The sequence below is a fragment of the Paenibacillus xylanexedens genome (genome assembly GCF_007680605.1).
GTDB lineage: Bacteria > Bacillota > Bacilli > Paenibacillales > Paenibacillaceae > Paenibacillus > Paenibacillus xylanexedens_B.
The window spans coordinates 1,148,256-1,163,964 of sequence record NZ_VEIO01000001.1 but is presented as its reverse complement, the minus strand read 5'-3'; the positions used below and the strand labels follow the sequence as shown (position 1 = coordinate 1,163,964).

The following is a 15,709-nucleotide window of genomic DNA, read 5'->3' as shown; positions in this document are numbered from 1 at the left end:
AATCTACTTCATCTAAATCCTCAAAAAATCAAATCGCACTTCATCTAAACCTTCCAATATTCGTCTTACCCTAACTAACGCATCTAAAAATAACTCTCTACCTAATAACCTGTCATATACACTCCAGGATAGATTCTACCATGCTCTTCGCAAAATTTGTATACATAATACAAATTGTTGCGTCATTTGTGCAAAGGAAATTTGAAAACGTCATCTTTTCGCGCTCTGTATCATGTAAAACGGAAACTGACCATGACAAATGTCATGGTCCATACTTGATATTTGTCATTACAACAGGCTGACGTTTATGACTTACCGTCATGCACGCATTCTTTTACAATGATAAAAACGCTTCCCAAAAGAGGATTACTGAGGATCGTCAGTGTACAGTCGTTCATGGTTGTACGCATTGAAGGAGGAACATGCATGAGCAGAAGCAAAGAAATGGCGCTAAAAAAAGAAGTTACACCTTTTGAAAAAAATGATCTCAAACTTAGCATTCGTCAGTTAATCAATACATTAGTCCCGCTCTTTGTATTATGGGCAGCTGCATATTACAGCTTATCGATCTCGTACTGGCTTACGTTCCCTATCGCACTAGTCGCATCGGGATTCGTGCTTCGAACGTTTATTATTTTTCATGACTGCTGTCATGGCTCATTCTTCAAAAGCAAACGGGCTAACGATATTCTCGGCACCATCACGGGCGTATTAACCCTGACTCCCTACCAGCAATGGAAAGCAGAGCATTCCATCCACCATGCAACAAGCGGCAATCTGGACAAACGCGGTGTAGGTGACATCTGGGTTATGACCGTCGATGAATATAAGTCTGCAACACCTTGGATGCGTCTCTTCTATCGTGTGTATCGTAACCCGGTGATCATGTTTGGCATTGGACCGATCTATGTGTTTCTGTTTGCCTATCGTTTTAACCGCAAAGCGGCAAGACGCAAGGAAAGAATTAATACCCATTTAACAACGATTCTAATCATCGCTCTGTATAGCTTCATGTGCTGGCTGATTGGATGGCAGGCTTTTGTCATGGTGCAGGCACCCGTATTTTTCTTCTCCGGTTTCTTCGGCATCTGGCTGTTCTACGTACAGCACCAGTTTGAAGAGACCTATTTCGAACATGAAGATGAATGGAGTTATGTCAAAGCGGCAGTAGAGGGAAGCTCTTATTACAAACTGCCTAAGCTGCTGCAATGGATCAGCGGAAATATCGGATTCCACCACGTGCACCACTTGAGTCCGCGTGTACCGAACTACTATCTGGAAGAAGCACATAATGCAACACCGCCTTTGCAGAAAGCCACAACGATTACCCTTCGTTCCAGTCTGGTTGCGCTCCGCTTCCGTCTGTGGGACGAAGAACACAAACAATTCATCAGTTTCAGAGAGCTGAAACAAGCATCACGCAAAAAATATATTCCGAATCCGAATCCTATTCGGGTAACCAATCAAGCGGGTCTGACAGAGAAGCCTTAGGCTCTGTCGGATTCGTTTTCTTGTATTCGGACGGCAGTCATGCTACAGTCAGGCTAAAGTCCGGTAACACCTTTTTCAAGGAGGAGAATGACATTCAGAAGTGGTCGCAACTATTTTATAAAAATACGGGGTTGAATCCATATGTATGGCTTGTTTTTTTCATTCTGCCCTTCTACTACATCTCTCAATATTCGCAATTGTGGACACTGGTGACCGGCATTACCATTATTCTTGTATTTTTCGTGTGTTATCTACTGGCCTTCATCACCAAGGGCTGGCAGGTCTACATGTGGATCGGACTACTGATTGCCATCTCCATTACGATGACGATTGCGTATGATTATGCCTATTTCTCATTATTTCTCGCTTTTTTTATTGGCAATATTAAAAATAAAGCCGGATTTTTCACCCTTTACTCGGTAAATCTCGGTGCAAGCTTCCTTACGGTCAATTATGGTTTTATCAACCAAAGCTCGCTGTTGCTTAGCCAATTTCCATTTGTCTTTATCAGTCTGATGGCCTCGATTCTTCTGCCGATTAGCACGTACAATAAAAACAAACGTGAGCAGCTAGAGGGCCAGCTGGAAAGTGCGAACAAACGGCTGGATGATCTGGTAAAAATGGAAGAGCGTCAACGGATTGCACGAGACTTGCACGATACGCTGGGGCAAAAGCTCTCGCTGATCGGTCTCAAAACCGATCTGGCCAAGCGCCTGCTTCGCAAAAATCCGGATCAAGCCATCACTGAACTGAATGAACTTAGACAGACAGCAAGCACAGCGTTGAAGGAAGTTCGCGAGATGGTTACAACGATGCGTGGAACGCAACTTGTGGATGAAATGTTCCGGGCGGAGCAAATTCTGAAAGCCGCTTCCATTGAGTTTATTTTACATGGCAACCCCAAGCTACAGGACACCTCACAATTAAATGAAAATGTGCTCGGAATGTGTTTAAAGGAAGCGGTGACCAATGTAGTCAAACACAGTCAGGCTACGAGGTGTATTATTGAAATTGAAGAAACCCCTTCCCACAATGTCTTAACCGTAGACGATAATGGGATAGGCATGGAGCGCACCCGCAAGCAAGATCGACGCGGAACGGGCATCCTCGGTATGAAAGAACGACTGGAATTTGTGAACGGCTGCATGGACATCCGGTCAGGTACAGGAATCGAAGGTACATCGCTTATCATCCATGTGCCCAAGCTGGTACGCAAACCGATAAAGGAGGCAGAAGAATGATCAGAATCGTCATTGCCGAAGATCAGCGTATGATGCTAGGCGCATTATCTTCGCTGCTTAATCTGGAGGAAGATATGGAGGTTGTTGGACAAGCTAGCAATGGTCAGGAAGCTCTTGCACTCGTACATCAACATGCTCCTGATATCTGTTTAATGGATATTGAAATGCCTGTTAAAAGCGGGCTTGAGGCTGCCGAGGAACTGAAAGGCATGAACTGCAAAGTCATTATTCTTACCACGTTTGCCAGAACCGGATATTTCGAACGTGCGCTTAAAGGCGGTGTTCGCGGTTATTTGCTTAAGGACAGCCCCATAGAAGAGCTCGCCGAAGCGATTCGTCAAGTGATGAATGGCAGACGCATCTTCGCTCCCGATCTGGTGGACGAAGCTTATGTTGAGGAAAATCCATTAACCGAACGTGAACACGCCGTTCTTGGCCTCATGGCTGACGGAAAAAACACGAAGGAAATTGCCGGACACTTGTTCATCACAACGGGCACTGTTCGGAATTACATCTCGATTATTCTTAACAAATTAAATGCAAGTAACCGCATTGAAGCAATTACCCGCTCCAAAGAAAAAGGGTGGTTTAAGTGAAGGAGCCGGTAATGGACGAAAACGATAAACGCTTCCCGTTACCTTGCATAAGAAACGCAATAAGCAAAAAGCTCGGCTCAAGAGGATTTCTCCCTGTGCCGAGCTTTTTGCTTATTTTACCGATACAACCATTCCAAGTGCGTCCAATGGAACCTGGCCTGTTTTCAACTGATGAATTTGTTTGCCGTCTTGCCATGAAATCGTGACACGCACGCTTTTTCCGCCACTAGCATATTGCACGTCCACAAATCCTTTGTCTTTGGGAGCAGGTAACATATGTGACTCCAGGTACTCAACCATTTTCTTTGCAATCCCCGGGTTGTTCATCCGGTCCTCGGAGACGGAGCGAATCTGTAATGTCCATCGACCTTCCTGCCATGTTAGATACTGACTACCGGCCGCGCCTTCCACCATGCCCTTGATGCCGTGTCCCAAATCAACACTCATATCCTTCGGTATATTTTGCAAATCTGTTTCAGGGAATAAATCCGTTTGATTGGGATTCTCATAGGTTTTCACTTCATAACTCGCTAACCAAGGCATTTTGCTGTTTGAATTCGTTAATGAGGGATCATTTAACGCCAGTGGTTTGTTTACTGTATAAAAGTTTACATGTGAAGCATCGATCGTGTTTGTTGTAATCGCTGCCCCCAGATACTTACCTTTAGGTAATGGGAAAGAGGTCGGGAGCGAAACACTCTGATTCTTCAACTCGCTGCGGACAGCCTTCACTACTTCGTCAACATTGGATAACTCCGAATGGGTTGTACTTCCATTGGTATTTGAATTGGCAGTGCCATCTTTGCCTGTTGAAGCAGAAGAAGCATTGGTAGCCGTGTTTGTTTTCGTGCCGTTCTCTTCAGTATCGGTAGAAGCGGAGCTCCCGCTTCCCGACTGCGTTTGCTCACTACCGGATGCTGCGGATGGTTGCCCGCCCGTCGATGCCTGATTCGAGCCTGGTCCTCCGCATCCAGCCAGCGCGAGCAAAACGGCTGTCGTCACCGGAATGGTCATCCATAACGATTGTTTTTTCATGATGTATACCTCCTAATGTTTGCACCGGCCCAGTTCCTAGTTTTTCGTTGCTAGTGACCTGTTCTCAACGCTTGTCATTCCAGAAATTCACCGGTTGCACGTTCTTGGTTAAAATTTCGAATTGATATCCTTCCGCCTTCAATGTTTTCAATACTTGAGGCAATACTTTCAATGTAGCCTCCTGATCATGCATTAGTACTACAGGTGTAGTTCCATTTTTATGGATGTTGTGAACTTGCTGCATGACGTTGTTGTATACTTTCTGATGATCTTTCTTGTACTTCCAGTCAAGTGAGTCAACGTTCCAATCCCACAGATGAAATCCTCCCTGCGCAAGAAGCACGTTGCGATAAGCAGGTTTCAAATAAGGTTTACTGCCATAGGGTGTGCGTACAAGACTCGTTTTAACACCAGCAACCTTATTCAAGCTTTCATTGGCTTGTTGCATTTCTTTCAATCCGCTGTAAGCATTTTTGTAAAATTTGCTTGGCACATGGGTTACACCATGCAATCCAAGTCCATGTCCTTCTTTTACAATACGTTTCGTTGCTTTCTGATATTGTTCCATATGAGGCCCAAGCATGAAAAAGGTAGCTTTGACTTTATATTCATCCAAAATATCGAGAAGTTGATTGGTATGCGCAGTAGGGCCATCATCAAACGTCAGATATAAAATTTTTGTATTGGCCTTAGGGCTTGATTTATCGGCGGATGACGCTGTGGCTGATGCAGACTGTGGCAACAATAAAAACGGTAACAGAAGTACAATAGCGAGTGTAGCAACGAATGATTTACGAAGTTGTAGCATAATAATAGTCTCCCTTGTGTGTGTTTTTACCCGGGTGTGTGTGTCCTCTTAACTCGTATCCCTTGGCGATTAATTTTAATAGTATCAGAGACACCTTTCACTCTTCTCGCTTCAAAGGCTACGGATGAGTTACACTTTTGTCAGATAAACTTAAAAATTAAAACGATTTTGATAGATTTGATCTCCAACCTAGCATCGGTATCCATAGATCAATGTTGACATATTATTTATTACCCTATTTCTATATTCTGATAGACGTATAATGAATTTAATAGGATTGAACACAGCAAAAAAGCTTGCACGAATGCAAGCTTTCTTCCGTATACACGGTATGTAATGTTACGAATATACGCTTTGACGTTCAGCTCTGCTTACTCCGCAGGAACCGTAAATGAACGTTTGCTGAACTCTGCATCCAGCATGTAGAAGGCGTTACTGTCATTCTCAATACGGCGCAGCTTCTGAATGATGTTATCAAACAAAGCTTCCTCTTCAACCTGTTCATCGATGAACCATTTCAAGAAATACATTGTTGCGTGTTCACGCTCGTTCAGCGCGATATCCGCCAGCGCATAAAATTTCTTCGTGTTTTGCTGTTCATGTGCATAACCGTGTTCAAACACATCCAGCATGGAGTCGTATTCATTTTTCGGTTCAGGCATCGCAGCCAGTGTAGCACGATGTCCGCGGTCATTCAGAAATTTATAAATTTTCATGCCATGGAAACGTTCCTCTTCCGCTTGTACGAGGAAAAAATTAGCAAATCCATCCAGGCTTTTGCTGGAACAATACGCAGCCATCGCCATGTATACATGAGCAGAGTAAAACTCGAAGTTCATCTGCTCGTTTAAAGACGCAGTCAGTTCTTGACTCATGAAAAAACACCTCTTTCTGTGGGAATGTTTTCATTTTAACACAACACGAAAGTAGCTTGCATCCGATTTTCTACATTATTCGTCAAAGGACGAATTCACGGCACATAGTAATAAAAAAGCTCTGCCATGACGGCAGAGCTTTCTTGTATCATTTTGATGAAATGATTATACCAAGAACGCTTTGGAGATGATTACCAACAGGATGAACAGAACCAGAATCGCGCCTACAGAAGTGAAACCACCATAGCCGTAACCTCTTGTTTCTCCACCTAAAACTTCGCTCATTGATTGTACCTCCTCTGCAACAGGTATGGGTTATCTTATGCAGAGAACGAAACTTTGACAGGGCGAATGCCCTATTGTTAAAATTGGGTTGGATTATTTTTAAAGTCAGTATCGTGGCGACTGTACCTGCATGATATCCATAAAAGGCACCTTCGCCGTGAATTCCTCTTCCGTATGCTCAACATGTACAAGGCGTGTACGGGAATCCATTTTTACAATAATGCCCTGTACCTGCTCCTCCTTACCCCAGACGGTCAACAACACTTCTGAGCGCTCATGAAAAGCCTCCACAAGTTGATTCCCTAATTCCTCCAGTTCGAACTCATCCCGTGTGGGTCTTTTTGCGACTTTTGCTTTGGCCAAAACAGCTACCTCCTCTACTACGACGTCCCGATTCCACGGTTGCTTGCCGAGTGCATATTCAATTAGTATACCATTCATTTACGTTTGTGTAATGTCATGACACCTTTTTTTCGTTAAGTTCCTTCGTATATATTCAACTTGTATGACTTCACACCATCTCTTACTCATCTTGAGCTTCAACCAGTATGGTGTATTGGTTTGATCTAGTCTCTCCTGAGCGTCGTTGTGCATTCCACTCATACGTGTAGAGGGCCGTCAAGTTCCCTTGCAGAATACCCGTTTGTTCAGGAGCAAGTTGCACAAGGTAAGCAAATTCTTTTTCCGATCCTGCGCCGAGCTCACCAATGTGAAGATACCTTGGAGTCGAATATTCGGGGATATTTAACTGCATCTGACCACCCTCTTGCCCCACCCATTTAGCTCCCTGAGGCAGAATATTACCCAACTGCACGCGTGCAGGCAACGAACCCGTGTTACTGACACTTACGTTAAAAGTGACCGTGCCTCCCTGCTCAACAATAGAGGGGAATACCTCCACATGAACCTGAATGACAGGCAATCTGACCTCCAGAACAGCTTCATTTGAGATAAGCCTGCGTTGAACTGTACGAGAATCCGGCAAGCGGAATGTGTATAGTAATGCGGCGCGATTCACATAACTGTGTTGCGTGGAAATCTCTGCCGCAGCCACTTCGTTTTCCACCTGAGCCTCAAATTGAATATGTAGCTCGGAGCGGGCAGTTAGTGTGCCCAGATTAATCCCTATATTGGGGTTCGTACCTGGACGTTTGACTCCATTCCAGCTGAGACTACCTTCAACAAAGACTAGCGCTGCAGGCAAAACATCCTGAAGTTTGGCATCCACTGCATAATTGCTTTTGTTAGACACCGTGATATGATATCGCGCCGTATCTCCTGGTGTCGTTATTGCAGGAGAGACCGTTTTGACAACGGAAATTTGAGGTTCAACAATAATCAGTGTGACCACATTGGAATAAACAACTTCTTGTTTCCCTGCAGTAATGTATTTTAAGACAGCTTCACTTGATAATTGATCCGGGGCTTGCGAATCTGTCACCTGGGTTACCTGTACTCGATACTGCACCCGAATCACATTTCCTGGCCCAATATCACCAAGATCAATTCCAGCATCCGGTGTGACTTGTGGTGCGAACATATCGTTAATCGTCACACTTGCCGGGATAAAGATGGCACCTTGTGGCAACCTCACTGTTAATACAGCACCTGTCGCCGCGGCAAACCCCGGATTGCTCACTAGCACCGTGTACATCAAGATATCTCCAGCAAACGTGTTGCTCCGGTCCACTTGCAAGCTCACTTCGAGCCGCGATGTTTCGATACGAACTTCAACAACGTTGGACTTTTCCGTCCCGTTAACCGTTCTGCTGTCTGTTGTGACAAACTCATATTTTACTTCCGCCTGGTTCAATAGCGTGAGATTCCCAGGCACTCGCACAATAACGACTTGAAAATGATAGGTCAGTACTGCACCGGGCGCAACTTCTGCCGGGGGCAAACCCTGCGTGGGAGAGACTCCTGGCAAGGGGATGCCATCCCTCAGCACGCTGTTTGGCAGAAGAGCCGTTTCGAGAGAGAGCGGATCTACCACACGGATCATTGCCGCGCGGTTGCCCGTGTTTACAATCTCAATCTGATAAGTCAGAGATTGGCCCAAGGCTGCTGTTGTTACATTGCATCGTTTGCTCACTTTGAGCCTGGGACCGACCCATGGTGTCACAACGGTGTTGGAATAAGCCACCTGTTCCAGTTCAGTCGTACCCGAGCTGAATCGAACCAGGGACTGATTCTTTAACCAGTGGGACAACGTACCTGGAATTTCGCTCATATCACCACAACCTCTACATTGAATGTAACTGTAGTAGAAGCACCGGCAGCAATGGAACCTAGTGTGATACCTGTATTCGGATTACCTGTCGGTCTCGCCACACCGTTTACAACTACACTTCCCGGCACAAATACAGTTCCAACGGGAACCGGATCGACCATGACCACGTTATTCACTGTTTCTATGCCGTTATTCGTTACCACTACCGTATACGTGATCACATCACCAACGACAGCATCAATGGCACTGGTGCTCTTGACAACAGTTACGTTTGGTGCCGATACAGGAATGACAAGTACATTGGATGATACCGTTCCCGTCAATACACGCCCGTCTGGTGGACTGAATGTATAGTTCGCGACAGCTTGGTTGCGCAGTTGCTGATTTTGAGGCAGCGAATCGACCGTAACGCCCAAGGTGACCGTTACATTCACAGAGCCACCAGGAGGAATGTTACCTACGACGATACCTGTTTCGGGATTGGCACCTGGTTGCGGCACACCATCGATCAGAACACTGTTCGGGAGAAGCACCGCACCGGTTGGAATGTTATCTGTTAATGTAAGCGTCGCAACAAGGTTACCGCTGTTGTTAATTGTAAATGAATACACGATGTCGTCACCAACCGTAGCGTTTGATCTGCTTGCTGTTTTGGAAACGGCAATAATGGGCTGATAGATTGGAGTAACAATCGTATTGGAATAAGCCGCTCCTGAGAACACACCCGATGTAAAGCTTACAGAAGATTGACTGCTGACTTGCGGCGGTGTTGGAAGGGAGTTAACACGGACAGCGTAGGATACCGCAATCGACTCCCCGGGAGCCAGTGTTCCCAGCGCAATGCCCAGTGCCGGGTTCGCCGAAGCACGAGGTGTGCCGTTAACCAGCACACTTCCCGTAACAAAAGTGGTCGCCGGATCGATCGGGTCTGTCAGAACGATGTTGTTGACCGGGTCTATGCCACTGTTGGTCACAACCATCTCATAAACAATGGTGTCGCCTACGACGGCATCTGTAGATGTTGTTGTTTTCACAACAGTGACATTCGGTGCCGAGACTTGAATAATCAGAGCATTCGAAGTAATGCTTCCCCCAAGTGTTCTTCCATCCGGTAGCGTGTACGTAAAGGTTGCTGACGCCTGATTTGTAATGGACTGGCTTACTGGGAGCGTTGTGATGACGATTGAAAAAGTGACGATGGTCGTAGTGGTGACCACACCAAGTGAAATTCCCGAAGCGGGGTCAACGCCGGGTGCCGATGCCCCATTAATCACGACACTGTTTGGCACAAACTCCGTCCCGGCAGGAATGGTATCAGTCAGTGTCACCGATGCACCATAGTTTCCGGTATTCGTTACAGCAATGCTATAAATTACCGTATCTCCAACCGTGGCAATAGCTTGATCCCCCGTTTTGACTGCAGCCAGAATAGGCTGGTATACCGGGGTCGAGACCGTGTTGGAAAACGTCGTCGCCGAGAATGCTCCTGAAGTAAAACTTACCGTTGATTGATTGTTCAATACAGCCGTTGCGGGCAGACTTGTCACTCGTACACTAAATACAACGGTTACGGTGACTCCAGGTGCAATGGAACCCAAGGTGATGCCTGTTGAAGGATTTGCATTGGGACGCAGCACGCCATCCACAAAGACCCCGCTTGGTGCGAGTACTGTGCTTGCCGGCAAAGCATCGGTAAATATGACATTGCTGACATTGGCAATTCCATTGTTGGTTACATCGATGCTGTAGGTTACGATATCACCCACAGAAGCGGCTGTGGATGTGGTAGATTTAACAACATCTACGTCAGGTGCAGACACCGGGATGGTCAGTACATTAGTGAGTACGGATCTGCTGATACTTCTTCCGTCCGGCAGTGTGAAAGATAACGCAACGGAGGCCTGGTTCACAAGTTGTTGCGGGCTTGGCAGTGTATCTATGACAACGGAAAAAGTAATGGTTGTTGTCGCTCCGGCTGCCACCGTACCGGCAGGAATACCCGTTGCCGGACTGGCTGCTGGTAGCGGCTGGCCATTGACGATAACACTGTTCGGCACAAGCACTGTGCCTGCCGGCAAATTATCGGTCAGGTTAATCTGCGCTCCAAAATTCCCCTGATTATTTACACTAATCGTATAACTAACGGTGTCGCCTACGGTGGCATTCTGAGTACTGGCTGTTTTCTGAGCGACTAATACCGGTTGAAATACCGGGGTTAAGACGGTATTGGAGAATGTTGTGCCTGAGAATGTTCCGGAAGTGAACGTAACCGTCGACCGATTACTCAACTGATTGTTTGTAGGAATCCCGTTAACGATGACGCTAAATGTAACGGTTGCCGTTCCGCCTGGTGCAAGGGTACCTAGCGGTATTCCTCCTGAAGGACTGGCTGCGGGTTGTGCCACACCATTTACCGTTACAGTGCCCGGCACAAATGAAGCCCCGGACGGAATCGGGTCCGAGAACTGCACACTGTTTACAGGTGCAATACCGCTGTTGGTCACCAATACGGAATAAACAATAGTGTCACCCACGGTTGCAGCTGTAGATACTGTGCTTTTCACTACACTAACGTTAGGCGATGAAACCGGGAAGGTAAGTGTGTTGGACGTTGCTGTTCCCGTTAACGTTCGCCCGTCAGGCGGTGTGAATGTAAACGTCGATGAAGCAAAATTGCTAAGTTGCTGCGGAGATGGCAAAGAATCCACCACGACCGCGAACGTTACAATGGCTGTTGCCCCTGCCGCTACAATGCCTACCGGAATGCCAGCGCCTGGCGTAACTCCCGGCTGTGGTACACCCGAGACAACTACACTGTTAGGCACAATGCTTGTCGCTGCCGGGATCGTATCCGTTACAGTAACATTGGCTTGCAGATTCCCGGTATTGCTCACCGTTATGGTATAAACAACGGTATCTCCCACGGTTGCGTTGATGGTGTTTGCCGTTTTGACAAGTGCAATTTGCGGCTGTATGACAGGGGTCTGTGTTGTATTGGACGATGATGAACCCGAGAAGGAGCCGGAAGTAAAGCTGACCGTCGACTGATTGTTAATCTGGGAAGGGATCGGCATAGTTATCCTCACCTCAAAAGTTACGGTAACTTCGGCTCCCGGGGCCAAAGTACCGATTGGAATGCCGGCGGTCGGATTGGAGAGCGGTGAAGCAACGCCGTTCACCAGGACACTTCCGGGTATAAATGGGGTGTTCGTAGGCAGCGGATCGACAAAAATGACGTTGTTCACAGCGGTGGTTCCATTATTTCGAATCACAGAAGTATAACGGATCACATCTCCAGACACCGCATAATCAGCGTTATCCGTTTTAACAATGCTGACGTTCGGCAAGGACACCGGGATCGTAACCGTATTGGATGGAACAAAGCCCGCAATAGCTCTTCCGCTCGGCAGTGTATAGTTGTATGAGGCAACTGCCTGGTTAATTAACTGTCTTGGATCGGGCAGACTTGTGACGGTTGACAGAAAAGACAGCGTCACGGACGCTCCGGCAGCCAGTGTTCCCAGACTGATTCCTGTATTTGGACTCACACCTGGAGCCGGGTTTCCATTAATCAAAACACTGTTTGTCACAAATATGGCTCCAGCAGGAACCGGATCAGTCAGGGTAACGACTGCAGGAATATTGCCGGTATTGGTAATTTGAACATTGTAGTTGAATGTGTCTCCCACCGTCAGACTTGACGTACTTGCCGACTTCAGCACTTGAATGACCGGTTGATAGACGGGGGTATTCACCGTTACTGATGAAGACACACCATTGAAGCTACCTGAAGTAAAGGCGGCACTTGCCCTGTTGCTCACTACACCTGATGAGGGAACAGCAGTAATTCTAGTCTGATACGTCACTGTGATACTAGCGGAATTACTCAAAGTCCCCAGGGCGATACCTGCAACAGGACTGGCACTACTTTGCACCACTCCATTCACTGTAACCGTACCGGCTATGAACTCGGAGCCGGATGAAGGCGTGTCTGAGAGCACCAGATTTTGTACAGCACCCCCACCGGCGTTTGTGATGACAACCCTGTACGTGAGAGCATCTCCAACTGTGCCATCTGTCGTGTTTACTGTTTTCGACAAGGTAATATTAGGCGCAGAAGCAGGGATACGGACAATATTGGAACTGGAACTGCCAGATAAATTTCGGCCACTCGGTAGCTGATATGTGTAAGTAGCAGACCCTTGATTTTCTAATAAAGGCGGAGACGGAATAGTAGTCAATGTGGCTCTGAATACCACGGTGGTGCTTCCTCCAGGCAAAATGCTTCCCAGGGCAATCCCCGTCAGTGGACTTGTGCCTGGTCTGGCTGTGCCGTTAACCGTGACTGAATCCGGCACAAATGTAAGGCCAGCCGGAATCGTATCTGACACATTGACTTGAGCTGCAATATTTCCTGTATTGCTGACAACGAGCGTATAAGCAAGCTGATCTCCCTGTGTTGCATTGGTTTGGCTTGCCGATTTCACAATGTTAATCACAGGCTGATATACAGGTGTGGTTATTGAGTTGGAATTTGAAATGCCTGTAAAAGCTCCTGAACTGTAAGACACAGAGGCCCGGTTAAGAAGTGATCCTCCTGTTGGTACGGACTGCACACTTACTTGAAAAGTCACCGTTGCGGAGGTCGTTGCATTTAATGTTCCCAAAGCGATTCCGCTGGCCGGGTTAGCTGACGGCACACTTATACCCCGAACCGTGACACTTCCGGGGACAAAGCTCAGCCCTGTTGGAAGACTATCTGACAATATTGCATTCGTGATCGGCTGTATGCCCCCGTTGGTCGTGACCACCGAATACGTGAAAGTCTCTCCGACAGCAACATCCGTAACCGTTGCTGTTTTGAGAACGGTGACATTCGGCAAGGTTACCGGAATGGTGAGTGTGTTAGATGCCGCCGACCCCGTGATGGTTCTTCCGTCTGGTGAGGTAAACGAATAAGATGCGGTTGCCTGATCAACCAACGTGGGCGGTGTGGGCAGGTTCGTCACCAGTACTTGAAACGTAATGGTTGTCACACTCCCTGTAGCAAGTGTGCCCAAATTTACACCTGCCGCAGGATTGGCTCCTGCGATTACCGTTCCATTGACACGGAAACTGCCAGCCACATAGGAACTGCCAGATGGAATATTGTCAGCAATCGTCACATTTGCTCCTACATTTCCTCCATTCGTTACCTGAAGCGTATAGGTCACCTGATCTCCTACCGTTGCATTCGTGGTATTCGCTGATTTTACGATGGAGAGATTCGGTGAATATACAGGAAGCGTTGAATTATTGGAAGGAATAACCCCGCTAATCACCGGACCGCCAGCAACACTTTGAAAAGTAAATGCGGCATTCGCGGAATTGACGAGTTGCAGTACACTTGTATCGTTTGTAATCTGAGCACGGTAAGTGACGACAACACTGCTATTGAGCGCCAAGGAGCCTAAAGGTATACCTGATGTCACATCCAGTGTCGGTCTCGATACCCCTCCAACCGTAATGCTTCCAGGCACAAACGTTAGACCGGCAGGCAAAGTATCCGACAGTACTACACTGGCCGCACTGGCTGAGCCGCCATTAGTGATGGTTGCAGTATATGTGACGATATCCCCTGCAACTGCTCCCGTTGCTGTAAATGATTTCGCGACAGTAATCCGTGGTGCGTTAATATCGACTTGTATGGCGTTACCATTCACGATGTACGCATCACCAGAAGTAGTAAGTGTCAGCACTGCCGAGGACTGATTGTTGATCAGTCTTGCGGATACATCTACATTGGTTATATCCCAGCCCTGACGTCCGCCGACAATATTGGTCCCCGGTGCTCCATTGATCTGGTTGCGAGTTCCAAAGGTGCCTGTCGTATTCAGGGCTCCCGTATCGCCATTAATTTGAGACGCAAAAAAATTGGCCGCTAGATTATTTGGCCCAGAGAGTGCGACTGAAGTTGCGGAAGTCGCCCCGAATAACGCCTGATCTCCTGTCCGGTTCGCATCTCCCTCCTGCGCACTGAACAGTGCCCTGCCTCCCAGAGCTCCGGATACAGGCGTTGCAAAACCGGTCAGCGTGGTAACAACGGGAGCAGAAGAGGCTTGAACCAATACCCCTCCCGCACGTAAAGACATGTTCCGAAAAGGCAGATTTCCATTTTGATAGATGACGCCCAGCGTCCAGCCCGCATGATTGGCTGTAGAATCATTGGTAATTACAATCGTGCCCACAACACCACCAGTGACATATGTACCTGCTCCTCCATTTTGTACAAGGGTGGTGACGTTAGCCGATCGGACATATCCGGCCGCATTGTTGCCAAGGTCGAACTGATTATATGTGGCCGGGTCTGGCGTAACACTGAATGTGCCGGCAGGAGTCGTAAACGTAACCGGATTGTTGATTGCCGAACTGAGGTTGACTGTTCCGTTAATGTAACTTCCGCCCCAGATCAACTCGGCATAAAGAACGGTACTCCCTGCCGGCAAAACCAGAATGGCTGCTGAACTGTTGCTTTGATACAGACTGGTTGTGCCTGCCGGATATGTCCCGTAAGTCAAAGCCGTATTGGTGGTTGTAAATCCTCCAATACTGTCTAGTGTTCCCGGTACTCCTGCCGTTTCGGAACGGCTTAGGCCCAGAGTATTGCCCGTGAACGTAATTGCCCCTGTAGCGTTGATGGTTGAACGAACGACAAGAGGAATGGATTTCACCTCCCATTCAGCAAAAAATAAAATTCCTCGAACAGAGCCTGTTATCAGTCTATGATGCAAAGTCAGGGAATTTGTATGTCCACTTCCGAAAGTTTGGATAATCTTTGGATTATTATGTAAGGTTTATTATCATAATTAAAATTTTATCGCTTGCGTTTTGCCGATTGTATCTTATAATCTACTTATACGAGAGCAATCTGTCGTATCATTTTGATGCAGTCAGCGGTGATTTATGAACAGTTCAGCAGAACATAACAGCCCTATTCCAAAAGAGTATGAGATCAAGCATTCCAAATGGTTACGTAAAATGCTTCATGCTTATTGGGTCGTTGTTATTGTACATTTCTTCATTCAGATAGGTTGTTATCTTTTTTTGAAATATGATCGCACTCTCCAGGATTTCATAGTAAACATCCTATTTTGGCCCACAACTCTAGC

At 47.0% G+C, this 15,709-nt stretch carries 10 protein-coding genes; 3 read left to right on the top strand and 7 right to left on the bottom strand.

Annotated features, from left to right (window positions below; genetic code table 11):
• The first annotated feature begins 426 nt into the window (after window positions 1–426).
• The 3 genes from desA (at window position 427) to FS818_RS05340 (ending at window position 3,328) form a co-directional block, all read left to right on the top strand.
• Window positions 427–1,491 carry a Delta(5) desaturase DesA gene (gene desA / locus FS818_RS05350; RefSeq protein WP_145330276.1) on the top strand — a complete coding sequence of 355 codons (1,065 nt, stop codon included), beginning with the start codon at window positions 427–429 and terminating at the stop codon, window positions 1,489–1,491.
• 92 nt (window positions 1,492–1,583) lie between these two features.
• On the top strand, window positions 1,584–2,732 hold the full coding sequence (locus tag FS818_RS05345) for a sensor histidine kinase (protein WP_145332763.1): 1,149 nt from the start codon (window positions 1,584–1,586) through the stop codon (window positions 2,730–2,732).
• Window positions 2,729–3,328, top strand: coding sequence for a response regulator transcription factor (locus tag FS818_RS05340; RefSeq protein WP_145330274.1), 600 nt, complete (start codon window positions 2,729–2,731; stop codon window positions 3,326–3,328). Before FS818_RS05345 ends, FS818_RS05340 begins: the two co-directional genes overlap by 4 nt.
• A 111-nt stretch (window positions 3,329–3,439) precedes the next feature.
• On the opposite strand, the gene FS818_RS05335 is transcribed toward FS818_RS05340, so the two are convergent.
• From FS818_RS05335 to FS818_RS05305, 7 genes are all read right to left on the bottom strand, one after another.
• Entirely contained in the window at window positions 3,440–4,363 is a 924-nt protein-coding gene (locus FS818_RS05335; protein ID WP_145330272.1) for a hypothetical protein, read from the bottom strand.
• Window positions 4,364–4,427: 64 nt separating this feature from the next.
• Complete coding sequence (locus tag FS818_RS05330) at window positions 4,428–5,171, bottom strand: polysaccharide deacetylase family protein (protein WP_145330270.1); 744 nt, start codon at window positions 5,169–5,171, stop codon at window positions 4,428–4,430.
• Between the two features lie 371 nt (window positions 5,172–5,542).
• Window positions 5,543–6,046 (bottom strand): ferritin, encoded by a 504-nt coding sequence (locus FS818_RS05325; protein WP_145330268.1) that lies wholly within the window; start codon window positions 6,044–6,046, stop codon window positions 5,543–5,545.
• 165 nt (window positions 6,047–6,211) lie between these two features.
• On the bottom strand, window positions 6,212–6,331 hold the full coding sequence (locus FS818_RS05320; protein ID WP_017688846.1) for a hypothetical protein: 120 nt from the start codon (window positions 6,329–6,331) through the stop codon (window positions 6,212–6,214).
• Window positions 6,332–6,436: 105 nt separating this feature from the next.
• Window positions 6,437–6,694, bottom strand: a complete 258-nt coding sequence (locus tag FS818_RS05315; protein WP_090920584.1) for a YolD-like family protein — start codon at window positions 6,692–6,694, stop codon at window positions 6,437–6,439.
• 160 nt (window positions 6,695–6,854) lie between these two features.
• A complete protein-coding gene (locus FS818_RS05310) occupies window positions 6,855–8,561 on the bottom strand; it encodes a DUF11 domain-containing protein (RefSeq protein ID WP_145330266.1) in 1,707 nt (568 codons plus the stop codon).
• Window positions 8,558–15,271: a DUF7507 domain-containing protein gene (locus tag FS818_RS05305; RefSeq protein WP_145330264.1), complete on the bottom strand. Its 6,714-nt coding sequence runs from the start codon at window positions 15,269–15,271 to the stop codon at window positions 8,558–8,560. Before FS818_RS05305 ends, FS818_RS05310 begins: the two co-directional genes overlap by 4 nt.
• Window positions 15,272–15,709 lie beyond the last annotated feature (438 nt).